The sequence below is a fragment of the Microbacterium sp. EST19A genome, from assembly GCF_019969685.1.
GTDB lineage: Bacteria > Actinomycetota > Actinomycetes > Actinomycetales > Microbacteriaceae > Microbacterium.
The window spans coordinates 1,039,111-1,064,979 of record NZ_JAHXYZ010000002.1; the positions used below are offsets into that span (position 1 = coordinate 1,039,111).

At 67.3% G+C, this 25,869-nt stretch carries 32 protein-coding genes and 2 tRNA genes; 8 read left to right on the forward strand and 26 right to left on the reverse strand.

Going from position 1 to position 25,869, the window contains the following annotated elements:
- Window positions 1-74: 74 nt before the first annotated feature.
- On the reverse strand, window positions 75-527 hold the full coding sequence (locus tag LC452_RS14940) for an Asp23/Gls24 family envelope stress response protein (protein ID WP_374197775.1): 453 nt from the start codon (window positions 525-527) through the stop codon (window positions 75-77).
- A gap of 186 nt (window positions 528-713) precedes the next feature.
- Here LC452_RS14940 and LC452_RS14945 point away from each other — a divergent pair, with 186 nt between their 5' ends.
- Window positions 714-1,304, forward strand: a complete 591-nt coding sequence (locus tag LC452_RS14945; protein WP_223626659.1) for a TetR/AcrR family transcriptional regulator — start codon at window positions 714-716, stop codon at window positions 1,302-1,304.
- A complete protein-coding gene (locus LC452_RS14950) occupies window positions 1,305-3,005 on the forward strand; it encodes an MDR family MFS transporter (protein ID WP_223626661.1) in 1,701 nt (566 codons plus the stop codon). It begins immediately after the preceding gene.
- 7 nt (window positions 3,006-3,012) lie between these two features.
- Here LC452_RS14950 and LC452_RS14955 read toward each other — a convergent pair whose 3' ends face one another.
- A complete protein-coding gene (locus tag LC452_RS14955) occupies window positions 3,013-3,177 on the reverse strand; it encodes a hypothetical protein (protein ID WP_223626663.1) in 165 nt (54 codons plus the stop codon).
- Between the two features lie 240 nt (window positions 3,178-3,417).
- Between LC452_RS14955 and LC452_RS14960 the strand changes: the two genes are divergently transcribed.
- Entirely contained in the window at window positions 3,418-3,660 is a 243-nt protein-coding gene (locus LC452_RS14960; protein WP_223626664.1) for a hypothetical protein, read from the forward strand.
- A 48-nt stretch (window positions 3,661-3,708) separates the two neighbouring features.
- Here LC452_RS14960 and LC452_RS14965 read toward each other — a convergent pair whose 3' ends face one another.
- Both LC452_RS14965 and LC452_RS14970 read right to left on the reverse strand, forming a co-directional pair.
- The gene (locus LC452_RS14965; RefSeq protein ID WP_223626666.1) at window positions 3,709-4,422 is read right to left on the reverse strand and encodes a TIGR00266 family protein; all 714 of its coding nucleotides are present in this window, start codon (window positions 4,420-4,422) and stop codon (window positions 3,709-3,711) included.
- Between the two features lie 40 nt (window positions 4,423-4,462).
- Entirely contained in the window at window positions 4,463-5,503 is a 1,041-nt protein-coding gene (locus LC452_RS14970) for a zinc-binding alcohol dehydrogenase family protein (protein ID WP_223626668.1), read from the reverse strand.
- Between the two features lie 71 nt (window positions 5,504-5,574).
- Here LC452_RS14970 and LC452_RS14975 point away from each other — a divergent pair, with 71 nt between their 5' ends.
- On the forward strand, window positions 5,575-5,940 hold the full coding sequence (locus LC452_RS14975; protein ID WP_223626670.1) for a helix-turn-helix domain-containing protein: 366 nt from the start codon (window positions 5,575-5,577) through the stop codon (window positions 5,938-5,940).
- A 33-nt stretch (window positions 5,941-5,973) separates the two neighbouring features.
- Here the strand turns inward: LC452_RS14975 and LC452_RS14980 are convergent, their stop codons facing one another.
- Both LC452_RS14980 and LC452_RS14985 read right to left on the reverse strand, forming a co-directional pair.
- Window positions 5,974-6,900 (reverse strand): PDR/VanB family oxidoreductase, encoded by a 927-nt coding sequence (locus tag LC452_RS14980; RefSeq protein ID WP_223626672.1) that lies wholly within the window; start codon window positions 6,898-6,900, stop codon window positions 5,974-5,976.
- Between the two features lie 18 nt (window positions 6,901-6,918).
- The gene (locus tag LC452_RS14985) at window positions 6,919-7,545 is read right to left on the reverse strand and encodes an MSMEG_1061 family FMN-dependent PPOX-type flavoprotein (RefSeq protein ID WP_223626673.1); all 627 of its coding nucleotides are present in this window, start codon (window positions 7,543-7,545) and stop codon (window positions 6,919-6,921) included.
- Window positions 7,546-7,675: 130 nt separating this feature from the next.
- Here LC452_RS14985 and LC452_RS14990 point away from each other — a divergent pair, with 130 nt between their 5' ends.
- The gene (locus LC452_RS14990; protein ID WP_223626675.1) at window positions 7,676-8,101 is read left to right on the forward strand and encodes a GNAT family acetyltransferase; all 426 of its coding nucleotides are present in this window, start codon (window positions 7,676-7,678) and stop codon (window positions 8,099-8,101) included.
- A 20-nt stretch (window positions 8,102-8,121) separates the two neighbouring features.
- On the forward strand, window positions 8,122-8,814 hold the full coding sequence (locus LC452_RS14995; RefSeq protein ID WP_223626677.1) for an META domain-containing protein: 693 nt from the start codon (window positions 8,122-8,124) through the stop codon (window positions 8,812-8,814).
- A gap of 195 nt (window positions 8,815-9,009) precedes the next feature.
- On the opposite strand, the gene LC452_RS15000 is transcribed toward LC452_RS14995, so the two are convergent.
- From LC452_RS15000 to LC452_RS15055, 12 genes are all read right to left on the reverse strand, one after another.
- Window positions 9,010-9,231, reverse strand: coding sequence for a helix-turn-helix domain-containing protein (locus tag LC452_RS15000; RefSeq protein ID WP_223626678.1), 222 nt, complete (start codon window positions 9,229-9,231; stop codon window positions 9,010-9,012).
- A complete protein-coding gene (locus tag LC452_RS15005; protein WP_223626680.1) occupies window positions 9,228-9,950 on the reverse strand; it encodes a hypothetical protein in 723 nt (240 codons plus the stop codon). The genes LC452_RS15000 and LC452_RS15005 overlap by 4 nt, the downstream gene beginning before the upstream one ends.
- A gap of 194 nt (window positions 9,951-10,144) precedes the next feature.
- On the reverse strand, window positions 10,145-10,525 hold the full coding sequence (locus LC452_RS15010; RefSeq protein WP_223626681.1) for a hypothetical protein: 381 nt from the start codon (window positions 10,523-10,525) through the stop codon (window positions 10,145-10,147).
- Entirely contained in the window at window positions 10,525-13,401 is a 2,877-nt protein-coding gene (locus LC452_RS15015) for a phage tail tape measure protein (protein WP_223626684.1), read from the reverse strand. Before LC452_RS15015 ends, LC452_RS15010 begins: the two co-directional genes overlap by 1 nt.
- A gap of 195 nt (window positions 13,402-13,596) precedes the next feature.
- Window positions 13,597-14,412: a hypothetical protein gene (locus tag LC452_RS15020; RefSeq protein WP_223626686.1), complete on the reverse strand. Its 816-nt coding sequence runs from the start codon at window positions 14,410-14,412 to the stop codon at window positions 13,597-13,599.
- Window positions 14,412-14,606, reverse strand: a complete 195-nt coding sequence (locus tag LC452_RS15025; protein WP_223626687.1) for a hypothetical protein — start codon at window positions 14,604-14,606, stop codon at window positions 14,412-14,414. The genes LC452_RS15020 and LC452_RS15025 overlap by 1 nt, the downstream gene beginning before the upstream one ends.
- Window positions 14,606-14,965 carry a capsid cement protein gene (locus LC452_RS15030; RefSeq protein WP_223626689.1) on the reverse strand — a complete coding sequence of 120 codons (360 nt, stop codon included), beginning with the start codon at window positions 14,963-14,965 and terminating at the stop codon, window positions 14,606-14,608. The genes LC452_RS15025 and LC452_RS15030 overlap by 1 nt, the downstream gene beginning before the upstream one ends.
- Window positions 14,958-15,254 (reverse strand): hypothetical protein, encoded by a 297-nt coding sequence (locus tag LC452_RS15035; protein ID WP_223626691.1) that lies wholly within the window; start codon window positions 15,252-15,254, stop codon window positions 14,958-14,960. Before LC452_RS15035 ends, LC452_RS15030 begins: the two co-directional genes overlap by 8 nt.
- 131 nt (window positions 15,255-15,385) lie before the next feature.
- Window positions 15,386-15,652: a hypothetical protein gene (locus LC452_RS15040; protein WP_223626693.1), complete on the reverse strand. Its 267-nt coding sequence runs from the start codon at window positions 15,650-15,652 to the stop codon at window positions 15,386-15,388.
- Window positions 15,653-16,054: 402 nt separating this feature from the next.
- Window positions 16,055-16,357, reverse strand: a complete 303-nt coding sequence (locus LC452_RS15045) for a helix-turn-helix domain-containing protein (RefSeq protein ID WP_223626695.1) — start codon at window positions 16,355-16,357, stop codon at window positions 16,055-16,057.
- Between the two features lie 537 nt (window positions 16,358-16,894).
- Complete coding sequence (locus LC452_RS15050; protein WP_223626696.1) at window positions 16,895-17,734, reverse strand: hypothetical protein; 840 nt, start codon at window positions 17,732-17,734, stop codon at window positions 16,895-16,897.
- A 2-nt stretch (window positions 17,735-17,736) separates the two neighbouring features.
- Complete coding sequence (locus LC452_RS15055) at window positions 17,737-17,937, reverse strand: AlpA family transcriptional regulator (protein ID WP_223626698.1); 201 nt, start codon at window positions 17,935-17,937, stop codon at window positions 17,737-17,739.
- Window positions 17,938-18,044: 107 nt separating this feature from the next.
- Between LC452_RS15055 and LC452_RS15060 the strand changes: the two genes are divergently transcribed.
- Both LC452_RS15060 and xerC read left to right on the forward strand, forming a co-directional pair.
- A complete protein-coding gene (locus tag LC452_RS15060) occupies window positions 18,045-18,626 on the forward strand; it encodes a helix-turn-helix domain-containing protein (protein ID WP_223626700.1) in 582 nt (193 codons plus the stop codon).
- Window positions 18,627-18,801: 175 nt separating this feature from the next.
- On the forward strand, window positions 18,802-19,731 hold the full coding sequence (xerC, locus tag LC452_RS15065) for a tyrosine recombinase XerC (RefSeq protein WP_223626701.1): 930 nt from the start codon (window positions 18,802-18,804) through the stop codon (window positions 19,729-19,731).
- 80 nt (window positions 19,732-19,811) lie between these two features.
- On the opposite strand, the gene LC452_RS15070 is transcribed toward xerC, so the two are convergent.
- From LC452_RS15070 to LC452_RS15105, 8 genes are all read right to left on the reverse strand, one after another.
- Window positions 19,812-19,885, reverse strand: a tRNA-Met gene (locus LC452_RS15070).
- 36 nt (window positions 19,886-19,921) lie between these two features.
- Window positions 19,922-19,993, reverse strand: a tRNA-Thr gene (locus LC452_RS15075).
- Between the two features lie 69 nt (window positions 19,994-20,062).
- Window positions 20,063-21,358: a peptidoglycan DD-metalloendopeptidase family protein gene (locus tag LC452_RS15080; protein WP_223626719.1), complete on the reverse strand. Its 1,296-nt coding sequence runs from the start codon at window positions 21,356-21,358 to the stop codon at window positions 20,063-20,065.
- A gap of 122 nt (window positions 21,359-21,480) precedes the next feature.
- The gene (locus LC452_RS15085) at window positions 21,481-22,275 is read right to left on the reverse strand and encodes an inositol monophosphatase family protein (RefSeq protein ID WP_223626721.1); all 795 of its coding nucleotides are present in this window, start codon (window positions 22,273-22,275) and stop codon (window positions 21,481-21,483) included.
- Complete coding sequence (locus LC452_RS15090; RefSeq protein WP_223627722.1) at window positions 22,272-23,282, reverse strand: hypothetical protein; 1,011 nt, start codon at window positions 23,280-23,282, stop codon at window positions 22,272-22,274. Before LC452_RS15090 ends, LC452_RS15085 begins: the two co-directional genes overlap by 4 nt.
- Window positions 23,283-23,399: 117 nt before the next feature.
- The gene (locus LC452_RS15095; RefSeq protein WP_223626723.1) at window positions 23,400-24,203 is read right to left on the reverse strand and encodes an enoyl-CoA hydratase/isomerase family protein; all 804 of its coding nucleotides are present in this window, start codon (window positions 24,201-24,203) and stop codon (window positions 23,400-23,402) included.
- A 46-nt stretch (window positions 24,204-24,249) separates the two neighbouring features.
- Window positions 24,250-24,741, reverse strand: a complete 492-nt coding sequence (locus LC452_RS15100; RefSeq protein WP_223626725.1) for an FBP domain-containing protein — start codon at window positions 24,739-24,741, stop codon at window positions 24,250-24,252.
- Between the two features lie 9 nt (window positions 24,742-24,750).
- A complete protein-coding gene (locus LC452_RS15105) occupies window positions 24,751-25,647 on the reverse strand; it encodes a bile acid:sodium symporter family protein (protein ID WP_223626727.1) in 897 nt (298 codons plus the stop codon).
- Between the last annotated feature and the right edge of the window lie 222 nt (window positions 25,648-25,869).

Genomic DNA, 25,869 nt, shown 5'->3' on the forward strand with positions numbered 1-25,869 from the left:
CTTGGATCGGATCATCTCTCATCGATTCATGTGAATAGGGATTGACTCGCCGGAGCCCCTCCGTGTCGCCGCTTTCAGAGCACCCGCGCGTCGGATTCGACGACCTCGACCTCGACGTCGTCGGAGGACGGGATGTGCACGTCGTTGATGGTCACGTTGACCTCGGTGACCTCCAGGTTGACCAGCTCGACCATGGCCTGGTGGATGGCGGCTCGCACACCGTCCGCCACCTTCTGGAGGGAGACGGGGTACTCGGCGACGATCGTCACGTCGACGGCGACCTGCGTCTCGCCGACCTCGACACGGATGCCCTGCGCGAGGTCGCTGGTGTTGAGTGCGTCGCGGATCGCTCCGACCATCCGGGCGGCCCCGCCGCCGAGGGCGTAGACGCCTTCGACGTCGCGCGCCGCTATTCCCGCGATCTTCGCGACGACGGCGTCTTCGATGATCGTGGTGCCCGTCGCGATGCCCGGGGTGGTCGCCACGACGGGGGTCTGCTGGGGGGTGCCGCTTGTCACATTCGCCACGGTGGCTCCTTCATCGCTTGTCCGCCTCCGTTGGGGGGACGGGTCGCACTTCGTCGACACCACTAAGACGGATGCCGGAGGCGAAACGTCACAAAGTCGTGGAAGTTCGTCCCGGCGCGAGATCTCACAGTGCACTCCAAGGTTCACAGTGCAAAGTTGCACTCTATGGAGCAAGGTGCAGATTCATTGCGAGAGCAGCGCAAGCGCGAGACCTCGCGCGCGCTCACGAGGGCCGCTCGGCGACTCACGGCGGAGAAGGGCTTCGCCGGCTTCACCGTCGAGGAGCTGTGCGCCGAGGTCGGAGTGTCGCGCCGCACATTCTTCAACTACTTCGAGAGCAAGGAGAACGCGGTGTTCGGCGCCGCCACGATCGACTCGCGGCAGGAAGCACTCGAAGCGGCGTTCCTCGCCGACCGGGGTCCGCTGCTCGACGACTTCATCCGGCTGACCATCCTCCGCTTCGGACTCTTCAACCCTCTGGAAGATGCCGCCGAGCTCTTCGCCGTGATCGAGCAGGAGCCGCGGCTGCTGAAGGCGGCGTTCGAGCATCTCGCGAAGAACGAGCGCCGTGACACCGAGCTGATCGCGCGGCGGATGGGCGAGACCGCCGACGCCGAGCTGCACGCCGAGGTCATGGTGCACTCCGTGGGCGCGCTGGTGCGACTGTCCATGGATCAGCTGCTCCACCACCACTCGACCGACTCGTTCGAGGCGCTCATCACCCGGCGCCTCGAGATCGCCCGTTCCGTCTACGCACCGACACAGAAAGCCGATTGAATGTCCGCCACCACCACGAAGGATGCGCCCTTCCTGCTCACGAAGCGCCGCATCTGGATCATCTTCGGCGCCCTCATCGCCGGCATGCTGCTCTCCAGCCTCGACCAGACCATCGTCTCGACCGCGATGCCGACCATCGTCGGCCAGCTCGGCGGCGTGGACCACCAGGTCTGGATCACCACCGCGTATCTGCTGGCCACCACGATCGTGATGCCGATCTACGGCAAGTTCGGCGACGTGCTCGGCAGGCGGAACCTCTTCCTGATCGCGATCGCCCTGTTCACCCTGGCCTCGGTCGGCTGCGCGTTCGCGACCGACTTCTGGATGTTCGTCGTGTTCCGCGCTCTCCAGGGCCTCGGCGGCGGCGGTCTGATGATCCTGTCGCAGGCGATCATCGCCGACATCGTGCCCGCGAGTGAGCGCGGCAAGTACATGGGCCCCCTCGGCGCCGTCTTCGGACTCTCCGCGGTCGCCGGTCCCCTCCTCGGCGGATTCTTCGTCGATCACCTGACGTGGCAGTGGGCGTTCTACATCAACATCCCGGTCGGGATCGCCGCCTTCATCATCGCGCTCGTCGCCCTCAAGCTGCCGAGCAAGAAGGCGCAGAAGCCGATCGACATCTTCGGCGTCATCTTCCTCTCGATCGCGACGACCTGCCTGATCTTCTTCACCGACTTCGGCGGCGACGCCGAGTTCGGGTGGGATTCGCTCGCGACCTGGTCGTGGGGGGCGGGGCTCGTCGTCGCGGCGACCGCGTTCGTGATCACGGAGTCGCGTGTGCAGGACCCGATCATCCCGCTGAGCCTGTTCCGCAATCCGATCTTCGTGAACGCCACAGCGATCGGGCTCGTGCTCGGCATCGGCATGTTCGCCGCGATCGGCTTCGTGCCCACGTTCCTGCAGATGTCGTCCGGCACCTCGGCCGCGGCATCCGGTCTGCTGATGATCCCGATGATGGTGGGCCTGATCGGCACGTCGATCTTCTCGGGCATCGCGATCTCGAAGACCGGCAAGTACAAGATGTACCCGATCCTCGGAACGATCATCACCGGTCTCGCGATGGTCGCCATGACGACGCTCTCGGCTTCGACGCCGATCTGGCTGATCTGCGTCTTCCTGTTCTTCTTCGGTGCGGGCCTCGGCCTGATCATGCAGGTCGTGGTCCTCGTCGTGCAGAACGCGGTGCCCTCAGGCGAGATCGGCACGGCGACGAGCACGAACAACTACTTCCGCGAGGTCGGCGCGTCTCTCGGCACAGCGGTGTTCGGCACGATCTTCACGACCCGGCTGACCGAGAACCTCCGCGGCGTCTTCGCCGGGGCGGGTGCGTCGCCGGATGCCGCGTCGGATGCCGCGTCGTCGATCGATCCGGCCACGCTGAGCACGCTCCCCGACGAGGTCCGCGACGGGATCGTCACGGCCTACGCGGACGCCCTCGCACCGGTGTTCTGGTACCTCGTGCCGTTCATCGCCCTCGCGCTGCTGCTGTCGCTCTTCCTCAAGCAGATCCCGCTGTCGGATCAGGCCGGCCTCGTGGCCCGCGGCGAGGCGATCAGCGGCGAGGAGGCGGAGCGCCTGGAAGCCGAGCTGCGCAGTGGCGGACGCACGGAGGCGCAGCGAGCGGATGCCGGACGAGAGGTCACCGGCAGCGACCCGACAGGTGCGGCGGCCGACGCCGAATCGACGCCCACCCGCCGCTGACCCGCGGTCAGGGGAGGTCGGAGACGTCCACCTCGTCGTCGTCTTCCGTCGACCCCTGGTCATCGACCGGGGAGGAAGGGTCGGGGTCGTGATCGGTGGTCACGAAGTCCGGGTCGGCGCCGAGCGCGTCGACCTCGGGCCGGTCATCGGGAGTGCTCTGCGGGTCTGACATGGTCTTTCTCCGATCGGTGGGCGGGATGGAGGGCCAGTCTCGCCCGCAGAGCGTGGAGACCGGAACCCCTTGACAGGGCGCTCCGGATCCGTGGGCCGTGCGCGGCATCCGCTCGTGATCCTGTCAAGGGGCTACCCTCCGGCCGGGTCTCGCGTCATTCTTCAGACTGAGGACAGGAGAATGATGGAGCAGGAGTCAGACCCACGATTCGTACTGATCCGGGTCAGTGCGGAGGCATGGGTGATCCACGATCTGCACTACCCCGACGGGGATCACCGCCGCGTGGTGTGTCGCATCTTCGAGGACACCCCGGCCGACGTCGAGGTGCGATGGCTGCGCGATCTCCCGCTCGCTCCCCGCTACCCCTCGGTCGACGATGTGCTCGAATCCGTGAAGCTCTTCCAGAATGCGCGCCGCGCCACGCGGCCGATCCCGATCGCGCACCGTCCGCCGCCGCAGCCCGGACGCCGCGAGCGGCGCTGAGCAGTACGCGGCGCTGAATCTCGTGAGCGCTGAGCAGTCTGTGAGCGCTCAGGAGTTGCTCGAGCTGCCCGAGCGATCGGGCAGATAGGGCTCGATCGCGGCCGCGAGCTTCGCCGGAGTCATCGACTGCAGCCAGATCCGGCCCGGGCCGTGGATCTCCGCGAGGAACAGCGAGTCGCCGAAGAACTTGTTCTTGATGCCCTTGATCGACGTGAACTGCAGGTCCATGCTCGCGTCGAACATCGCGAGATGGCCGGGGTGGATGAGCAGCGACTGCCCCGCCGCCAGGGTGTACTCCGTGATCTCTCCGGCGAGCTGCACCCACGCGGTGCCTGTACCGGTGAGCTTCTGGAACACCACGCCTGCGCCACCGAAGATCCCGGCGCCGAGCTTCTTCTGCAGCCCGACCGAGACCTCGACGTCGGCCGTGCTCGCCGTGTACGAGCCGGCCTGCACCATGAACTGGTCCGCCGCGTCGATGTCCATCTGACGGATGGTTCCGGGCAGCTGCGCGGCGAACGCGACCAGGCCGCCCTGGGCCGGGGCCGTGTACTCGGTGAGGAAGAGCTGCGCGCCACCCAGCACCCGTTTCAGGCCGCTCATGAAGCCGCCCTGCCCTCCCGTCCCGTGCACGGTCGACGTGTCCAGAGCGAACCCCGGAGACATCCAGGCGACGTCGCCGCCCTCCGCCACGATCCTCTCCCCCGCCTCCAGTGTGACTTCGAGGACGGGCATGGTCGTTCCTGAGATGGATGACTTCATGGCTCCGAAGATAGACGCGATGGCGGCTCGGCGCCAGGGCTCAGGACCGCCCTGCCTGCTCGGGCCAGTCCGTGACGACGACCTTGCCGATCGTCTGCGAGGCTTCGACGATCTCGTGCGCCCGGCGCAGGGTCTCGGCGTCGAGCGGGGTGAGGTGCTCGGTCATCGTGGTGCGGATCACGCCGGCATCGATCAGCTCCGCCACCTGCTCCAGCAGCTCGTGCTGGTAGTCGTCGGCCGGGTCGGTCACCGGACGGGTGAACATGAGCTCCCAGTGCCAGGTGACGCTCTTCGACTTCAGTGCGTCGATGCTGCCGCCGGTCTCGTCGATCGAGACGACTTCGCCGCGCGGGCGGATGACGTCTGCGATGGCACGGACGTTGCCCGGCGTGAACGACGTGAAGACGTAGTCGACGCCGTGCGGGGCGAGCTTCGCCACCTCCTCGGCGAAGTCTCGACCGACGACGTGGTCGGCGCCCATCTGCGCGACCCACTCGGCCGACTCCTTCCGAGAGGCCACCGCGATCACGGTCAGCTTCGTGAGCGCCTTGGCGAGCTGGATGATCAGGGATCCGACGCCTCCGGCCGCGCCGATCACGAGCAGGGTTCCCTCGCTCCGATCGTCGAGGCGCAGCTTGTCGAACAGCGCCTCCCAGGCGGTGATCGCCGTCAGCGGGAGGGCGGCGGCCTCGGCCGTGGAGAGCGAGTGCGGAGCGTGGCCGACGATGTTCTCGTTGACGAGGTGGTACCGGCTGTTCGTGCCCGGACGATCGATCTGCCCCGCGTAGAACACCCGGTCGCCCACGGCGAAGCGGGTGGCCTGGTCGCCGAGACGGACGACCACGCCGGCGGCGTCGTAGCCCAGGATGCGCTGTTCACCCGACGTGGGCGCTCCCGCGCGCACCTTCACGTCGACCGGGTTGATCGAGACGCCCTCGACCTCGACCAGCAGGTCTCGGCCCATCGGCGACGGGACCGGGAGCGACAGGTCGGTGAGCGACTCGGGGTCGGAGACGGGGCGCCGGCCACGGGCGCCGATCGCGGGCATGCGGTCAGGGAGGGAGGTGTTGTCGTTTGCCATGTCCGTCACGCTATCCGAAGACCCCTAGTTACCCGCAAGCGCCCCAAGTATCTAAGAGATACCATGGACGGATGCTGACCGAGACCGCTTGCCGTGTCGATGCTCCTCACGACGTCTATGACGCGCAGTGCCCCTGCCGCGGCGTGCTCGACCTGCTCGCCGACAAGTGGAGCGCCCTCGTGATCGGAGCGCTCAGCGACGGACCGCAGCGCTTCGGGGAGCTCAAGACCCGCCTGCAGGGCATCAGCCCCAAGGTGCTGACCGCGACGCTGCGACGTCTCGAGGCGCGAGCGCTGCTGGTGCGCACCGTCTTCGCCGAGGTGCCCGTCCGGGTGGAGTACTCCCTCACCGAACTCGGCGTCGATGCCGAGAAGCCGCTGCGGGCGCTCCGCGGCTGGGTCGAGGCCAACATCGAGCGCTTCCCCGTCGCCGGCTGAGAGCCGGATCCCCCGGCTGCGCTCGCGCCGGCGCTACGCGTCGACGACGAGTCTCGGCGAGATCGAGCGTGACACGCACGGGTAGATCGTCATCGAATCGTCCGAGCTGTTGAGCGAGTCGCGGTGCTCCGGTTCGCCCTCGAGCACGGTGAGCGCACACGATCCGCAGACACCCCGCAGGCACGATCCCTCAACGGGAACCCCGGAGCCCTGGAGCGCCTCGAGCATCGATCGCGCCGCCGGGACCTCCACGGTGATGTCCGAGCGCGTGCAGACCACGGAGAACACCTCGTTCGGGCGATGCTCACGCGGTTTCGGTTCGAACCGCTCGACGTGGATGCTGCTGCCTTCGGGCAGAACCCCGCTCGCCTCCGTGAGGGCATCGATGAAGCCCTGCGGACCGCACGCGTAGACCGCGGTACCGGGTTCCACCTGCGCGAGAAGAGCGGCGACATCCAATCGTCCGGCGTCGCCGCTGACGTGCGTCGTCGCCCGGTCGCCGAGTGCGGCGAGGTCATCGGCGAAGGCGATGTCGTCGCGCTGCCGGACGAGGTAGGTCATGCGCCAATCGGCATCCGTGGCAGCGAGGTGACGCGCCATCGAGAGGATCGGGGTGATGCCGATGCCGGCGGCCAAGAGCAGATACGACGATGCCGGGGCGAGCGTGAACAGGTTGCGCGGCGGGCGCACCCACACGCGGCCGCCGACGCGCAGGAAGCCGTGGATGTAGTGCGAACCGCCGCGAGAGTACTGCTCTCGGCGCACCGCGATCCGATACGACGAGACGTCCGCGGGGTCTCCGCAGAGGGAGTACTGGCGCTCATGCCGCGTGACGAGCTGCACGTCTATGTGCGAGCCGGGCTCCCAGGGGGGAAGCGGCGCACCGTCGGGCGCCTCGAGTCGGATGCTGACGATCGACGGGGTCTCCGTGATGATCTCGCGCACGACGAGCGCGGTCATCCCTGCACGCGAGCGCATTCAGTAGAGGGCCCGGTAGGCGTCGGACATGGCACCGTCGATGACGTCGCCCACCGTGGGATCCCAGCCGGACATGCTCGCCCAGATCTGCCCGGAGCTGGGCACCTCAGCCGCGAGGTCCTGCATCTCGGGGTCCCAGAGTCCGGCCCGCAGCAACGCGCGGCCGCAGTGCAGGTAGACCTGCTCGGTGCGGATGACGATCGCGAGATCCGGGACCGCGTGGTCCTGTTCGAGCATGGCGAGCAGGGACGCGTCGTTCGTCACCGTCGCCGTGCCGTTGATCCGCAGAGTCTCCGTCATGCCGGGCACGAAGCACAGCAGGCCGACGTGGCCGTTGTCGAGGATGTTCGTCATCGAGTCGGCGATCTTGTTGCCCAGCCGGTCGGGGATCACGACGGTACGGGAGTCGAGGGCTCGGACGAAACCCGGGTAGTCACCGCGGGGAGAGCAGTCGCAGTTGCCCGCGGCATCCGATGTCGACAGGCAGCAGAACGGGGAGTGGGCCAGGAAGGTCAGGCAGTTCTCGTCGAGGAAGTCGGTGATCTTCTGCGTCGTCGGAGCCTCCGGCTCGCCGAGGATCGACCTCACGTACTCCTCGTCGACGGCGGCGAAGTCGAAGGTGTCCATGCTTCGACGCTAGCCGAGCACGTGGATGCCGTCAGCGTCACGGTGGCACAGCATCAGGGGCTCTGCCTGTGTCAGGAGCACAGCGATGGTCTTCCGTGAGAAGCGCGGCCTGACGACATAGGTTGGGTGGATGGCTGTGGAAGTGCGCCCCCTGGAAGACGCGGATGTCGAGGACGTCGTGGAGCTGTGGCACGAGGTCGGGATCACCCGGCCGTGGAACGATCCGCGCACCGACATCCGTCGCGCTCGGGCCGTGTGGCCGGAGCTTCTCCTCGTCGCCGTGGACGGGCGTGCGCTCCTGGGGTCGGTGATGGCGGGTTACGACGGCCACCGCGGATGGCTCTACTACCTCGCGACCGCGCCGGCCCGCCGCGGCGAGGGCATCGGCCGACGACTCGTGCAGGAAGCCGAGGCGCGTCTCATGGCGCTGGGCTGCCCGAAGGTGATGCTGATGGTCAGAGCCGACAACGACGCCGTGCTCGAGTTCTACGACGGCCTCGACTACGCACGTGAGAGCGCGCTGCTCACCGGGAAGCGACTCATCCCCGACGCCTGACGGCGGGATGACGCGGCGTCATGTCGAAGGAGAAGAAGCGTTCGGATCGCCCGCCGCCCGGTGAGCTGGCCGTCGCGCTGTGGGTGCTGATCCCGATCATCATCTTCGGGGCGTATGTGATGCAGATCTTCGAGTCGTTCAGCGCTGTCGGCTGCGAGGGCGACTGCGACCTCGAGCTCGCCCTCGGCGGTCGCGCCGCGTATCCCTGGGAGGTCGGGGCGTCCGTGGTCATCGCGATCGCGCTCGCTCTCGTTCTGCGGTTCCGAGGGAAGCCGCCGCACTGGGCCCCGCTCGTCGGCGTCGCGCTCGTCGTGGGGTCGGCGATCGTCACCAGCATCCTGTTCCAGATCGGCCTGGCCCCGATGCACGAGCGCAACGATCGGATCGCCCGAGGCGAGGCTCCCGCAGAGACTCCCCCGCCGCTCCCGGATCCGGTCGGGAGGTGGGAGGCCGACGATGACGACACGCTGTACCTGGAACTGGCGTCCGACGGCACGGTCGTGGGGAACGACGGATGCAACGACCTGACCGGACGGTGGACGCAGGATGCCGACGGCGAGATCGATCTGGACACGACCGTCACCACGACCGACGTCTGCCCCGACGTCGACACCTGGCTGGGCCGGGGCCGCTCGGCCGACATCATCGAGGACTACATGTACGTCAACGGGAAAGCCGGGTCCGCGATCGGAGGTCTCGAGCCGGTGCGCTGAAGGCCGTGCCCGCAGGACCGCCGGGAACAGAAAAACCCCGGCGAACCGGGGTTTCAATCTGTAGCAGGAGCGGGGCTTGAACCCGCGACCTCACGATTAGGTCACCTGCGCATTCGGGGGTTACTGCGGAGTATCAGGAGGCACCACTCCCCTGTGATCGCTTGCTCAGGAGATATCAGGCGACATCGGACACGCTCAACGATTGTGCGGAGTAAGTGCGGGATTCTGTTCGGTCAGGCGCCCCGCCAGCCACTCGTCGAGATCCTCCGTGAAGAACGCGTTCAGGCGTCCGTGCTTGAAGCACCGCGGCCCGTCGCCGGCCGCAAGCAGGTTCCGCAGGGTCTGCTTCGCGATGCCGCAGTACTCGGCCGCGCGGTCGGTGGTCAACACGGGACCGGTTCGACGTACTTCAGTCATGCGGAGTGCTGACGCTTGAGCGGATCCGGGCGTCCGTAGTCCCAGATTTCCCAGCCGATCTTTTTCCCGAGTTCCCCGAAGCAGCCCTGGACTCCGAGGCGGTGCATCGCGAACCACCACACGTCGAGCTCGTGAGAGATGGCTTCACTCACTCGACCGAGGAACGCATCGAACTCTTGCGGTGAGCCGCCCGGCGCGCCGCCGAGCCCGTTCGACACCTCGATCTCGAGCCTGTTCCAGTACTCCGCCGGCGCGTCGAACTCCCCGGGTCGGTCGGTAGCGAGCACGTCGAGGTAGTGGAATCGTCCGGAGCGGCCGTAGCGGGAGAGGGTGGCGAAGAGCAAAGGGAGCGCAGTGCTGTCGCGCACTCGTTCGATGAGCGTGGCCGCATAGCCCGTCGCGACCGCATCGGCCTGCCCCTGCTCAGCTGCGTGGAGGAGTCGAGAGACGAGGTTGTCGATGTCGTGGCCCCAGCCCTTCATCGTCGCCATCGTCGGCCAGCGGCCGGCTGACTCGACCTCTGCGCAACCGAGCAGGATCTTGGCCGTCTTCTCGACGCCGATACTGCCGAGCGTGAACACGGCATCACTATCGATCACCGGCTCACGCAACCCCTGGACCGACGCCACCGCGTCCCGCATGAGGTTCCGCGCTGACTGGGCCTCTGCGAGAAGCGCAAACGTCTGCTGCATCGACAGCGAAGGATGAATGGGTGGCATGAGGTGAGACTACGACACCTCGCACGAATCTCGACCCGATCTCACCCCGACCTCGCAGACCCCCGCGCACGCCTCGTAGTCGCTCGATTCCGCGAGAACACAGGGGAAGGTGGTGGGTAAAATCGGGATTTTCTCCAGGGGGGAGAGAACCACCTCCCGGTGGTGGTCCCCCTCGTCCGGTCGGGGGCTGGATTTTATTGGGGGTGGGGTGGTCGCTTGATGGTGGTGGCGAGCTCGACGAGGACGGCCTCGCGTACGTGCTGCGGCTCGTTCGTCCATACCTGGACAAGGGCCTCGACGGTTGGGTGGTCGTTGTTCGCCATCGCGGTGATGAGGCGTCCGCTGAGTGTTGCCGGTGTTGAGGTGTCGGCGGGTAGCTCGAGGCGGTAGAAGGTGGAGCCGTCGAGGACGGTGCTCGCGGCGCCGGCGGCCAGCAGGATGACGACGTGCTGTTCTCGCTTGCGGGTGCGTGCTGCGTTGCGGTGTGCCCATGCCTGCACGCCTCCGAGGGAGGTGAGTGGGGCGAGTCTCTGGTACTCGAGGTGGGCGAGTGGAGTGATGTCTGAGAGTCGCATCAGCCGTCGCTCCGGCGGCGTGATCGGATCTCGCTCGCGAACCGTTGTCCACGCGCTTCGACGACGCCGCTCGCCTGTCGACGTACGTACGCGGTGAACTGCTCTCCGCTGTCGAGTTGGAGCGTGATCCGCTCGGGCAGTCCGGCAGCGACAGCTACACCCGGCGAGGCAACCCCGCCGGCGCCCATCGCTGACAGGCCGGGCATCCGCTGGATCGTCTCCATCAGGAGCGCGATCGACCGCGGCGATCCGTCGAGCGGGATGTACGCCTCGGGCACATCGGGGCGATCGCCGACGATCCGCCACGTGTTCGCGGGGACCATCTGCGCGAGCGGCCCGAGAGGAGTCGCGCCCGGGATTCCACCGGCCGCCATCATCTCGACGATCCCACCGTGATACTCCGGCGACACGTTGAACGCCCCGATACGGAGCGATGCCCCGTCGGCCGCGATCTTCACCCGAATCTCACGCCCGTTGTTCTGGGAGATGAAGTAGTTCAGGCTGTCCTCAGCCGGCTTCGTGTTCGCCGTGATCGTAGAGTCACCGTCCGGGAGGGTGATGATCCGGTTGCCGAGGTCGATGACCTTGCCCGTCTCATCAACCGCGTTCGACGAGAACACGGTCACAGCTTCCTCCGGCGTCTTCAGAACGGTGTCGATGAGGGTCTGAGCGGCCTCCGTCGATAGCCCCATGGTGGTCAGCTGATTCATCAGCGCGTCGCGGGTGGCCGTGTAGCGGTCCTGGAGGTTCTGCTGCGAATCGCCGGCAGCGATCGCGGCGTCGTACTCCGCGAGCAGGGCATCCGCTGATGCCTGAAGCTGGGTCGCTAGTTCCCCCGTTGCGGTCGTAGTGCCGTCAGCGGCGACTGAGAGGTCGTTGAGCATGTTGCGGCCGTCGGTCGCAGCGACGCCGACCTGCGATACGGCATCCGCAGTGCGTAGGGCGGCGTCGTTCGCGTAGCCGAGAGCGACGACCGGTTCACCCCACTTGTTCAATTCGCCGCGCGCCTCCTCGATCGACCCGAGCCAGTCCTTCCGCATCGTGTCGGCGGCGGCCGAGGTCGTGTCGTCGAAGTCGCGCATTTCCTCGGCGAGGGTCTTGAGCTCCTCGCTGTTGGAGATCGACCCGAGCCACCCCACTAGGTCAGCCATCGGCCCGGCGACGAACGTACCGATCGCCTCCGTGGCATCTGCGGCGCCCGTGACCATCGAAGATCCGAAGTCGAGGGCGCCGTTCGCCAGATCGAGAAGGAACTGCGTCAGCGGGCCCCTGTTCTGAGACACCCAGTCGGCGAAGTCGCCGAGCGGTTCCGAGAACGCCGCGGCGAGGGCACCCTTGATGCCGTCAGACGCGACCTCGATGTTCCGCTGCGCCTGTTCGATGCTGGAGGCGTCGTTCGAGGCGAGGGTGTCGAACATCTTCTGCGCTGAGCCCGTCACGCCGTTCAGCTGGTCGACTGCTGTCGAGAGATCCATCCCGTAGAGAGCAGCGGCCAGGTCCTCCGACTTCGACCCGAAAAGCTCGAGTGCTGCCGCATCCCTGAGTGCTGGATCCTCCATCGCGCGGAGACGGTCGAGTGTCTCGTCGAGCGCCGCGGCCGCGACCGGTCCGCCCTGCGCGAGCTTCGCCGACAGGTCGTCCCAGTCGAACCCGACGTTCGCGAACGCCTGGCGCATCGCCGGGTCGCCGACGCGCTCCGTGAACCCCTTCAGCGCGTCGGCCGCGACGTCGCTATCCCGTGCACCGCTGCGGAGAGACTGCGACAGGAGGCCGAGCGCCTGCGGGCCGGTGAGCCCGATCCGTCGGAAGACGGTGGAGTACTCATCGAACGTGTCGAGGAGATCCCCGCCGATGTTCACACCCTCACGGGCGCCCGTCGCGAGGAGGTCGAACGCTTCCTTCGCCGAACCCGCCAGCCCGGTCCGCAGCAGCTGGCTCACCGTCCGAGCGATCGGCTCCACGTCGGATCCGAGGACGTCAGCGATGCCTGCGAGGCCCTGCACGACCAGCTGCGCGTCGCGCGTGGTCGCCGTGGGGTCGATGATGCGGAACTGCAGAGCGAGCCGTGTGGCGTCCATGTTGGACTCGATCGACTCACCGAAGTTATTGGCGTACGCCTCGCCCGACGCTCGGCCGAGACGCAGCGCGTCGGCCTCGCTGATGCCCGTGAGCCCCTGCAGACGGTCGGTGTTCTTCTCGACGGCGAGGCCATCTTCGATAGCGCCCGTGATCGCCTTGCCGATCGCCACTCCGGCGAGGATGATCCCGCCGGCGATCGGGATCGCGGCCAGCGCGTCGACGAGCGTGTCTTCGATGTCACCACCGACAACCTCGCCGACCTTCTGCCCCGCGCCGCGCGTCGCGGAGTCGAGGCCCTGGCTGAGTGAGCGTCCGCCCTCGGCGCCGGCCTCCTCCGTCTTCGACCGGAACAAGCTCAGGAACCGCTTCAGACCCGACTCGGCCTGCGCGGGCTCGACTTCCACGTCGACGACGTTGCGAGCCTTCCGGAGCCCGTCCAGCTGCCGTTCGAATCGCTGGATCGAGGCCTCGGCACTCTTCACGTCCGCGGTGACGTCGATGCCACCCTCGGCGGCGATGTGCAGGTCCTCGAGCTTGTTGATCGCCTTGCCGAGGTTCGTCTCCGCGCGGGAGATGTCGGCGTCGAGCTTCAGGATCGCGCGCTCGCTCACGAGCTTCTTCGCGGCCTTCTCGACCCGGTCCATGCCGTCGAGCGCGGGCTTCGCGTCCGCGCCGAGCTTGATCGGCTTCGACTCGACCTTCTTGCCGATCGCGACGATCTGCTTGTCCGCCCGCTCGACCTGATCCGTGTTCGCGGTGAAGAGGACCTCGAGGTCAGCGACCGTCAGCTTCGCCATGTCTGCATCTCCTGCGTGTTCATGATTCCTCGTTTCGTGAGTATGGGTGAGGGGCCGACCCCGCCCGGCGTCGGCCCCTCAATTCGCCCGGGCTGACCGCGTTCCACGCGCGGCCCCGAGCCTCGTACACGCACGACCCCAACCAGAAGTAACACCACATCGGTGGGCGGGCAGCGTGCACGAGTGTCTGTGTCCCTACACGCGTCTCACGACGTCTTCGCTGAGCGCCGCCAGGTGTTCATCCAGCGGCGGGATGCCCCGCGATGGTCGAGCCGCGATCTTCGCGGCGACCTCGGAGGGGGTGTTGAGGCGGAGCCCGCCGGCGGCAAGGGCGAGCCAGTCGAGGTGTCCGATGGTCTTCCCCTCGATGTAGTAGCCGCCATCGAGTGACCAGTTCTCGCCGGCCGCGAACGCGACGGAGAAGTTCACGGTCGAGTCGCCGAGTGCCTGGTTGAAGGGGTTCCATCCCATGTCGTCGGGCGTCGGGCTGACCTCGAACAGCTTCGAGACTTCGATGCGGAAAGCGACGATAGGCGCGATGTCCTTCCACGCCTTCTGACTGCCGCGCCAAGCGGCGCTCGCTTCCTCGTCGACCATGTTGATGACCTGGTCGGAAGTGGTGCGGACGGTGAATCCGTACTCCTGGGCCGCTACCACGAACGGTCGTGAGAGCTCCGCGAACTTGTCCTGCAACCCGGCGACCATGTCGTCGAGATCGGGCAGCACGGCCGCGGTGACCTCCTCCGCCAGCTGCATCTCGAAGTCCGATATCCCCGGGACCATGCCGACATCGCCGTACATGCCCGTGGAGTGTCGACGGATCGACACATCGGTCACGCGGTCACGCGCCTGCTTGTCGGTGAGGCCGAGAACCGACACCGTCGGTGTCTCCTGGTGAGCCCGCACGACACGAAGAAGCTCGAGGGCGCGCGTGATTGCCTTCGGTGGGGTGGTCCCGATCGTGTCGCAGCGGGCGACGAAGTTCGGGAGGAGTTCAAGGTTGACGGCCATCAGGCGGCCTCGACTTTCTCGATGAGTCCGAGCGCCTCGAGGTGCTCGACCTGCGACGGGAGAGTCGTCTCCGGAAGCAGGCCATTCCGATAGATGTACTTCTCGGCGCCACCGTGGAGCCGGGCGACGACGACCGCGCCCTTGACGCGATAGCGCGACAGGCTGAGCAGGTAGGGGTTGATCGGCGAAGCCATCAGAAGCACACTTCCACGACGCTGCCCGCCGACGCTGCGGATGTCAGGGTCCATCCGATGACGTCGCCGGCCGCGGCGGTCTTGACGCGTCCGCCCGTATCAGCCGAGACGCGAGCGCCGGCAGCGATTGCGCCAGACGCGATGAGCGGGTGAACGCCTCCCGCTCGGGTGTAGACCGTGACGGGATCCCCTGCCTCGGCGTCGAACGCGGCGACGCCGACAACGGATGCCGAGTCCGCGACTGCGGGCCCGACGAGTCGGTTCCCGGTGACCTGCACCAGGCGCCCGCCGGTGACGTCTGCCGAAGCGGTGAAGGTGATGGCGGAGCCGGGTGTGAACTTGGGGAGGTAGTCAGGCACGATCGCCTCCGAAGAACGCTTCGTAGAGCGCCTCTTCCTCGGAAGAAGCAGCGGGTGCGGCGTCGGCGGAATCGTCGCCGAAGAACGCCTTGTAGAGCTCGTCCTCCGCGGCCTGCTGGCGCTGTTCCGCCGTCGGCGTCGGGGCCTTCGCTCGGGGAGCGGGCGCTGCACTCGCGGCGCGCGTCGGAGCGGGCTGCGAGTCGTGAATCGTCGCCGAAAGGTAGGGTGCCGGGCCGCTCTTGTCGCGGACTTCGAACGCGTGGGTGAAGGGGTTCCAGGTGGAAGCCATGATGTCTCCGATGGGAGGGGGACGCACGCCCGGCTGACTGCCGCTGGCGTGTTCTCCGGCCTGGAGAGGAATGGACTGTCGAAGAGGAAACTCCCGGTCTCGCACTCTTCCGTCGCTATCGATTCTACCGCTCATGCGCCGACATCCGAGGATCTCGGCTTCTGCCGCGCGCCGGCGAGCCCGGGATGCGCCGCGAGCAGCCGGTCGACTTCCTCCGCGAGCAGCGGCCACGACAGCGCACCCGACTCGGAGACGACGTCACGGATGCTCACGTGCCGGTAGAAGTCTGCCGGGTCCGCGAAAGCTCTACGAAGCCACACGTTCAGCGGCACGAAGTCATCCCCGACGACCATCGACCACAGGTCCCGGACTTGCTCCTCGGAACGTTGCGCCCTCACGCGAATTCTCTGGTTCTCGCGGACGAGCGAGCTCTCGCTGCGGCTCATCGCGACCGCCCCGCGCGCCTCGAGAGATCACCTTGGGAACCGGCCACCACGAGCGCACCTACGGATCCGCCGGCCGGGTGACGGCGGCGACTATGCTGCCCACTGGTCATCATCAGCCTGCTTTCGCAACCGCCTACCGGGCGTGACCTCTCGGCGAGCGCTCCCAGGAGTTCTCCCCCCTCCGCCCCCCGCTGGGGGGAACGCCGAGCAGCAAGCTGCCCGGCGCGATTGATGCATGCACGGATGTTCTGAAGTTCGGCAGAGCGGCCAACGCGAGAGGTTCTTACTTCTGGCCTACCCAGTGGGCCATAACCGAATCCGGCGTTTGGCATACCCAGTGGGCCAAAGTATGGCCTACCCAGTGGGCCATAACTCAGCTTCGAAACGGACGAGATAGCGTGCCGAGTTGCCGCTGCCTTGGCTCCCCGGAGAGAGTTCCTGAATGATGCCCTTCGCGATGAGCGAGTGCACCGCCTTGTCGACCCCAGAGCGCTGCATGCCTGTCTCTTCGGCGATCGTGCGGCGAGCCGGGAAGGCGATGTCGTCGGCGTTCGCGTGGCTCCGGAGGCAGAGCAGAACGAGCGTTTCACCTGGGGTCGTCGGGAGCCCTGAGAGCATCTTGCTCCGCAGCATCCGATCTGCTGTGATGCGGGCCACACGTCACACACCTCCTTCACGCTCACGGAGCGCTTCGTCGACTGTCGATGGGCGCCGAAGCTCCCGAGGTCGCACGGTCGAAGCTTCGAGGAGGCGCAGCGCAACGTGCCGCGCCTCCGCTCGGGTCATCGGGCCGTCATGACGCACCGAGATGCCAGACGCCTCGACGATGACCGTCGGCTTAGCCATCGGACGCCTCCGGAACGGTCGCCCTGCGCACGATCAACGCGTCACGGCCGGTACCGGGTCCTCCAGGCGCCCGGAACGCTGGGACCGCTGAAATCGGCCACGAATCGGACTTTGACGCACCGCCCAAGACGGTGCGCCACCCGTTGGGCTTCGGCTGCGGCAACATCGCGACGACGAGTGCACACGCCTCGCACGGAGGCCGCGCGGCATCGAAGCCGCCCGTGTGCTCCTGGTGTGCCCACGCCAGCTGCGCCGCACACCGAAAGCAGAGCCCGAACGTGAGAGCATTCGCGACGACGCGATCCCACGACTGAGCCTGCGCCGGGGACTCCGGCGGCACCCGCACGCTCACGACTGCACCTTCCGCACCATCGGGATCGCCTTCATGAGCGCATCGACGAGCTCAAGCATGTCGTCCACCGTGACCATGTCACTGACGCTGCCAACACGAACCGAGACCTCCGGTCCAGCCTCACTGAGCTTCACCCGCTCATCCGAGAACGTAGCCGCCCAGCTGACGGCCACCGGACCAATCTCCGCTTCATAGATGATGCCGAGGTCATCATCCGACTGATAGTCCCAGACGTCCCACGAGGCGAATCCGGCCGGCGCGGCCGCGTCGACGGCGGTGAGGTGTGTCGCGATCCAGGCGGTCTTGCCCGCCTCACGGCGGCGCTGCAGTTCATCGAGAGTGACGAATTCGACCAAGCGCTCACCGGCGGTCTCATACTCGCGGTAGGCGAAGAACTCCCCAGCGCTGATCGCGAGAACATCGCCGACCCGAATCCCACCATTGGGCGTGCTTCGCCAGGATCGACGATCGCGCGCCGAGACGCTGCCGAGATGCTGAGCCCAATAGGACTCGTCCGGCGTCACCTCTCGACCATGCGTGTCGAAGCACCGGACCATCGTGGTCTTCAGCTTGCCGGCGACATCGGAAGCGGGCACCGAGCACGACTGCACGGGCTCGAGGTAGAGGGCCTCGTCGGGGCAGAACTCTACGACGTGCGGCGTGCCGACGTCGATTGCCTCGAGCGCTTCGATGACCTCGCGGGCGAGAGACTCGCGGGTGTCAGTGGGATCTGCGATGATGTCCACGTTCGGGTTCTCCTCTGGGATGGGGACGGAAACGATCTCGGCCTCAGTCGCTGCTCCAACAGCGCTGGGGCCTTTTTTCTGCGCGGCCACGATCAGACCGTCTGCGACGTGCTCGCTGCGATCCAGGCGAGGACGTCCTCGCGCCGATAGCGCACGACTCCCCCGAGCTTGGTCACCTTGGGTCCCACACCCTCAGCGGCCCATCGGGCGAGCGTTGGCACGGACGTCTGCGTGTACAACGCCACCTGCTGCCTTGTCGCGAGTTCCGGCAGAGCCTCGTTCGTGATGGTCACTTCATCTCCCTTGATCAGAAACATCGCATCCCCTGCGAATAATCTGATGTTACATGACCTATCAGATTTGTCTAGAGGGGCGCAGAAAACCTTGTTACGCTCGCGGGGTGGCGCAATCAGACAGGAACATCGGCCAGAACCTCCAAGAGCTCCGTGGAGACATGTCTCAGGCAGCCCTAGCGGCCGCCATGAAAGAGCGAGGGTGGAAGTGGTCGCAGCCGACCGTCGCGGCGATCGAGAAGGGCGAGAGGTCCCTGAAGCTCGCCGAAGCCGTCGACCTCCTCGACGTGTTGGGTCTTGAGGATCTCGAGAGCCTGATACTCCGCCCTCTTCACGAGGTGGGTTCGATCATGCTCACCCGTATGGTGAAGGCGAAGGCCGAACTGAAGGCTGCGACCGACGCATTCTGGAGCGCGCAGCTCGGTCTCGTCGACATTGCCGACGCGATGAACGTCGAGGGCGAGGACTTCCCGGGCAGTGCCGAGTTCTGGATGGAAGCCATCACTCTCGATCCGGTCGAGGTGGTTCGGGAAGTCGCACCCTTCGTGCCCATGAGACCCGAGATGATCGAGCAATTGGCGGACTGGAGGAACCAGCACGTCTGGGCGTACGCGCTCGCGACCGGTCCATACGGCAAGGCAAGTCCCAGAGCGGGTGATGATGGCGCGCCCGCGGACACCGCTGAGTAGTTACGGCACCATTCACACTTCTGAGCTCTCCCCGGGCCGGTGGCGTGCACGTACCCGGTACCGCTTCGACGACGGGAAACTACGACAGGTCGAACGAATCGCGGCCAGCGAGGCCAAGGCCACGGCCTCTCTGAAGCGTGCGCTGACGACTATCCAGGCGTCGACGGCGACGGAGGTGAAGCGCGAGACGCTCATCCGCGATCTCGGCGAGCGCTACCTCGCGGCCAAGGCGGGCCGGGCGCCGCGCACTGTCGAGACGTACGAGCGCGCCGTGCGGAAGATCATCATCCCCCGCATCGGGGATCTCACCGTCTCCGAGGCCACCGCGGACCGCCTGCAGCGCTTCATCGACGCGATCGCGACCGAGGTCGGGGTCGGCACCGCGAAGACCGTCCGCTCGGTCCTTTCCGGAATGATGGGGCTCGCCGCGCGCGCCGATGCGGTGCGCCACAATCCCGTGCGGGAGCTCGCACCGCTCGAGCAGAAGGCGACGGGCGCGACCCCAATCCCCCTCGCCGAGCTCGCCGGCATCCTCGCGAAGCTGCGGAGCGACTCGCGCGCCCACGACCTCGACCTCGTCGACCTGGTCGAGTTCGTCGCCGGCACCGGCGTGCGCATCAGCGAGGCGTGCGGGCTCGCATGGGACGATGTCGACCTCGGCGCCGGCACGGCTACGATCCGTGCGAACGCCGTACGTGCAACCGGTCACGGCGTCATCCGGCAACAGCACACCAAGACCGACGCTGGGACACGTCGAATCCGCCTCCCAGGGGGTGTTCTCGGCATCCTGGGCGACAGGAGGGTCCGGGGCGGCCCCAACCCGCACGGCCTCGTCTTCCCCACAGTGCTCGGGAACCTCCGCGACCCGCGGAACACCGCGCGCGACTGGGCGCAGGCCCGCACCCGTCTTGGCATCGAGGACTACAGCTTCCACAGCTTCAGGAAGACGGTCGCCACGGCACTCGATCAGGCTGGCCTCACCGCTCGCGACATTGCGGAGTACCTCGGCCACGCGGATCCTTCGCTGACGATGGGCACCTACATGTCGAAGACCGTGGGCGGCACCCGCGCCGCCGACGCGCTCGACGCGGTGCTCGGCATCTGAATCTGCGGAGTTTGTGCGGGATGGGCTGACCCAGAATGCAGAAAGCCCCGGACGAATCCGGGGCTGAACTGGTGTTTCTGTAGCAGGAGCGGGGCTTGAACCCGCGACCTCACGATTATGAGTCGTGCGCTCTAACCAGCTGAGCTACCCTGCCGCGAGGCATCCGTCCGCGTGTGAGAAGAATGCTGCGAGCCCCGAGTCAGGATTGAACTGACGACCCCTTCCTTACCATGGAAGTGCTCTGCCACTGAGCTATCGGGGCGTGCTGCCCCTCTCGGGGCAACCACACGAGAATACCATCACAGTGGCGTCCTCATGAAATCAAGGCGGGTCAGTATGAGTACCGGCCTGCGTTCTCGCGGAGCCACGGCAGCGGATCGATCGTCGATCCGTTGACGATGAGCTCGAAGTGCATGTGAGCACCGTAGGACCGGCCGGTGTTGCCGGTCTTGCCGACGATCTGGCCGACCTTCACGGTCTGTCCCTGCGTGACCTGGAGCGACCCGTACTGCATGTGCGAGTAGTGGCTGGTGATGACGCTGCCGTCGATGACGTGATCGATGTAGACGGTCACACCGTAGGCGCCGCCCTGCTCGGTCGCGATGCGCACGGTGCCGTCGGCGATGGCCTGGACGGGGGCGCCGTTGCCGGGGACGAAGTCGATGCCCTCGTGGAGGCGGCCGCTGCGCATGCCGTAGCCGTAGCTCATGCCGACACCGACCATGAAGGGCCATTGGATCGCCGCTTCGGGGTCGTTGGTGAAGACCTCGTTGGAGTAGTTGATGCCCTGCTCGGCAGCGACCTGGACGAGCGAGATGGTGCTGAAGTCATCCGCGCGAGCCAGCGACTCGTTCTCGACGCCGGACGGAGCCACGAAGGCCTGGATCTCGTCTTTCGCCGTGCCGTCGGCGGTCGCAGCGGATGCCGTGACGAGTGACGTCGCCGAGATCGGCGAGCCTCCCTGAACGGCGGCGACCGCTTCGGCCGGCAGCGTCATCGAGACGGCCAGCAGTCCGGCGAGGCTCATGACGCCGACGGTCGCACCGACAGCGAGCAGCTTGCGGGCGTTGCGCGGGCGGCGGGTAGCGACGTGCGAGGAAGGACCTGCGGCGTCGGCCGCGATCGTCTCTTCGACGTCGGGCTGGTCGGCGGTCGCCTCAGCGTCCGCGGATGCCGTCGGCACGGGGCCGGTGGTGCGGAAGGCTCGCGAGGCCCGCTCGAAGGCGTCCTCATCGGTGGCGTCTTCTGCAGGAGCGTGTGCGGCGGCCGGCATCTCGAAGGCTTCCGGTGCGACGACGGTCTCAGGCTCATCGACGGGCTCGGAGACCTCGATGAGCTCTTCGACCTTGTCGGTCTCGAGCGATGCGTCGTCAGCATCCGAAGCGAGGTTCTCGGCGGGCGCATCGTCGACGGGGGCGAGCGGTGCGTCATCGATCGGAGTTTCGACGGTGTGTCGCTGGCGTGCGGCGCGTCGGGAAAGCGGGGCGACAGCGGCGAGGGCGAGAGTTGCCTCAGCTGCTGCGACAGACTCCGTCGGTCCCGCCGCGGGGGCCTCAGAGGCCGCAGTGCGGAGTCGGCTGGTCCGGCGCGTGGGCGCAGAGGCAGCCTGGGGATTCTCGAAGGGCAAAGCGTAATTCTCTCGGTCGTGCGTCAAGCGCGGGGGCGCGAAATCAAGATTCACCTTCGGGTGGTGAAAGTAACGATCGCATAAAACCCTACCTGCATCCGCCTGAGAATGCCATGAACGGGTCAGCGTTTCTCACCCAGGAGCGCGAGGAGCTGGGCATGCACCTCGGGGCCTCCCGAGATCAACATGGGCCGCGCCGAATCGACGTCGTGGCGCGAGACCAGGCCGCCGGCTTCTTCGACGAGGAGCGCTCCTGCGGCGAAGTCCCACGGTTTCAGGCCTCGTTCGAAGTAGCCGTCGAGGCGCCCCGCCGCGACGTAGGCGAGGTCGAGCGCGGCGGATCCTGATCGACGGAGATCCCGCGCGATCGGCATGACCAGGCGCACGGTCGCAAGGTCGCCGTCATGCGTCGCCGGGTCGTAGCCGAACCCGGTCGCGAGGAGCGCGCCGGCCGAGGTGTCGGTGGTCACCGCGAGACGCGTCTCCCCCGCCCAGGCTCCGTGACCGCGGGCGGCGGTGAAGAGCTCCCCGAGCGCCGGCGCGTTCACTGCGGCGGCGAGCGCCTCCCACGATTCCGGGTCGGCCGACCCGCGCACGGCGGCGATGCTCACGTTGTACGCCGGCATCCCGTACGCGTAGTTCACCGTTCCGTCGATCGGATCGACGACCCACGTGATGCCGCTGCTGCCGCTGCCCGCGCCCGACTCCTCACCGAGGAACCCGTCGTCGGGCCGAGCGGCGTCGATCCTCGCGCGGATGAGCGCCTCGACCTCACGATCCGCCTCGGTGACGATGTCGGCGATCGTCGACTTGGTCGCAGCGAGGTGAACCCCGTCGCGACGGGGTCGCAGGGCGAGCTCGCCGGCCTCTCGCGCGATCTCGGTCGCGAGCTCTCCCAGCTCCTGCTCGAGGGTCACGGAGCCGGATGCTGCGGAGCGGGCGGGGGCGGCGGGAATGCCGGCGGGGCACCCTGTTCCGGTGCCGCCGGATGCTCCGCCACGGGAGCCTGCGGCACCGGAGGAACCTCGGGCGCCTGCGGAACGGGCGGAGCGAACGGCTGCGCGTACTGCGGCTGCGCGTACTGCGCGGGCTCCGGCGAGACGGGGAACGGCACGACCGGCGCCTGCGCGAGCGCCTGCTGCTGCGGCGCGACACTCGGGTAGCCGGTGTAATACGCGTTCCAGTCCGGGCTGCCGTCAGGAAGCGCCGGAAGCGACGTCACTCCGTCGGCGTACGTGGGCCAGGCCGGTGCGGACGCCACGGCCTGTGCCGAGCGCGTCTGCTTCTTCGGCGCGAAGAGCGCGTTGAGAAGAGGGATCAGCGTCGTGCCCACAGCCGCGAGGATCGTCAGCGCGACCACGATGCGCCAGTACAGCTCGCCGTAGTCGAAGCTGTGCGGGAAGGCGAGGAAGAAGACGAGCAGACCCACGAGCGCGCCGAGGAACACGATCGTCGCGATGTAGATGATGCGCGTGAAGGTGGTCACATGACGCTGGGCTGCCGGCGTGAAGAGGCGCACATGCAGCAGAGCGAGCTGCAGGATGCCGATCACGAGCAGTAGTTGGAAGAACCGCTCGGCGCCCGTGAAGTAGCCGTCCTCTTCCGGGAGCCAGATCTTCACCGCTCCGACGAGCAGCGCGACGATCCAGGTGACCATGCTGGCGAGGGCGAGCCAGTCGGGTCGGTTGGGAGCGAGCCCCGCCTCGAGGATCGCGATGCCCGCGAACGCCGCCAGCAGCAGGATAGTGAGGAACGCGCGGCCGATCAGGCCGTCCTGGTCCCCGATCAGCACCCAGATGACGCAGACGAGCGCCGCGGCGATCAGTGCGCCGATCGCGATCCAGATGGCACCCCTGATGAGCAGGGACATGTTCTTCTTCTCACCCTGCGGCTGATGAAGCGCGGTGATCTCCGGCTGAGACATGGCCATCCTCTCGTTGAGCGGCGATGCCCTCATCCTGCCACGCGTGCGCCCCGTTGACACGGCGCCGTCCGGGCGGTCTGAAGTCTTCGCCCCGAAGACGCACCGGTGCAGGAAGAGTCAGCCGGCCTTCCTCGCGGACGCCGCGGCGAAGGCCGCGACCCGCGCCTGCGCATCCGCCGTCTCGAGGGCCGCGCCGATCGAGCGCGCCTCCTCGCTCAACTGCTCGGCGAAGGAGCGCTCGGGCTGCGAACGCACCAGCCTCTTCGCCTGCCCGTAGGCGTCGACTGCGCCCGCCAGCCAGAAGCGTGCGATCTCCTCGCCGCGCGTCCGCACGAGCGCGGCCTCGGCGGCGGCATCCTCCCCCGCGACCGCCTCTGCGACCAGACCCCACTCGACCGCCTCCTGCGCGGTGAGCAGCCGGTCCTGGAGGACGAGCTGCAGAGCCCGCCGCTGCCCGACGGCACGCGCGAGCTGTGCCGAGACCGAGAGATCCGGAGTGAGACCGATGTTCGCGTAGAGGCTGCCGAGCCGCGACCGCGATCCTACGACGGCGTAGTCGCTGCACAGCAGGATGCCGAGTCCCCCGCCTGCTGTGGTCCCGTGCGCTGCGGCGACGACCGGCACAGAGGATTCCGTCAGCGACCGGATGCCCGCGTTGATGACCTCGGCGAGCGCCGTGATGTCCGCTCCGGAAGAGGGGCCCATCGTCGTCGCCATGTCGATGACGTCTCCGCCGGCGCAGAAGGCCGGGCCGGCGGCATCGATGAGGATGGCCTTCACGTCCGCGCGCGAGGTGGCCTCGGCCGTCACGTCCCGCCAGGCGTGGGCGAGGTCGGCGTTGAACGCGTTGAGCCGGGTCGGACGGTTCAGCGTGAGGCGCGCCATCCCCTCTTCGACGGCGAACAGGATGGCATCGCTCATGGCTTCTCCTTCGAGCACGGGATGGGTGGGTCCAGCGTAACCGCGATCAGACGTCGTCCCACACACGCGAGACGAACGCCTCCATGCGTCGGCGCGTGCCGTCGAGCCGGAAGTCGACCTGCCCCGGCGAGCGGACCTCGTTCGGAGCGAGCGGATGCGCGAGCCGCACGTTCTCGTGGCACGAGAGGTCGACGCAGATGTGGGTGCCGAAGGAGTCGCCGCGCTTTCCCGCCTCGCCCGCGCGTCGCGCCGAGAGGAGGGCGACCTGGTTGCCCGGCTGCATGGTGTGGCAGATGTTGCACATGCCCGAGCGTCCGCGTCCGGGTTCGGAGGCGCGCAGCACGATGCCGACGACACCGCCCTCGTGCTGGATCAGCACGTAGCCCCGCTTGGCGGCACTCGGATCGCGCCACGCGAAGAAGTCGAGGTAGTCCCAATCGACGAGCACGAAGTCGTGGGGCATCTCGAGGGTCCGCAGCTCATCGGCATCCGCGTTGACGAACGATGCCCGGACTTCGGCTTCGGTGAGCGCTCGCATCGCTCCAGTCTATGAACCCTCGGAGGCGGTGGCGGCCGGAACGGCCGGTTCCGCGGCCGCGCGATCCCGGATCAGGAAGCCGAACCCGAAGGCGATGAAGAACATGAGCACGCCGTAGACGGCGGCCGGGAGACTCAGCTCGACGGAGCCGAGGACCGACTGCGCGATGACGATCGCGAGCGTGGCGTTGTGGATGCCGATCTCGAACGAGGTCGCGATCGCCTGGCGCTTCCCCACGCGCAGCCAGCGCGGGATGAGGAAGCCGATGGTCAGGCTGATCAGGCAGAAAAGCACGGTGATCAGTGCGAGCCGGGCGAAGTTGTCGACGAGGAGCGACCAGTTCGAGGCGACAGCGCCACCGATCACGATGATGAGGATGACGACGGATGCGATGCGCACGGGCTTGTCCATCCCCGCGGCGAATTTTGGCCAGAACCGGCGGATCAGCATCCCGAGCGCGACGGGGAGGAGCACGATCGCGAAGACCTCGAGCGCCTTCGACCACTGCAGACCGAGCTGGTCGTCGAACGGTCGGAAGTACGCGATGGCGAAGTTCGTGATGAGCGGGAGGGTGATCACCGCGATCACCGAGTTCACCGCCGTCAGAGAGATGTTGAGCGCGATGTCACCGCGGAACAGGTGGCTGTAGAGGTTCGCGGTCGTGCCGCCGGGCGACGCCGCGAGCATCATCATGCCGACCGCGAGCACCGGTGGAAGCTGGAACGCCAGCACGAGCCCGAAGCAGATCGCCGGCAGCACCAGCAACTGGCAGAGCAGCGCGATGATCACCGCCTTGGGCTGCTTCAGCACCCGCGCGAAGTCCGCGAGAGTGAGGCTGAGTCCGAGCCCCAGCATGATGATGCCGAGGGCGACGGGGAGTCCGATGGTGGTCAACGCTGATCCCATGGCACTCAGTGTGGCGGATGAAGGGCCTCGGTGTCACCCTACGTCGTGGAGGAGACGGGAAACGCAAGAAGCCCGGGTAACCGGGGCTTCGTGTGCGTGCGTGGTGGCGAGTGAGGGATTCGAACTCCTGAGAGCACACAGTCATCACGATTCAGACGCAGGCTCTGAGGTGCGGAAAATCAGCGAATATCCAGATGGATATTCGAGGCACGCGCCTGCCGA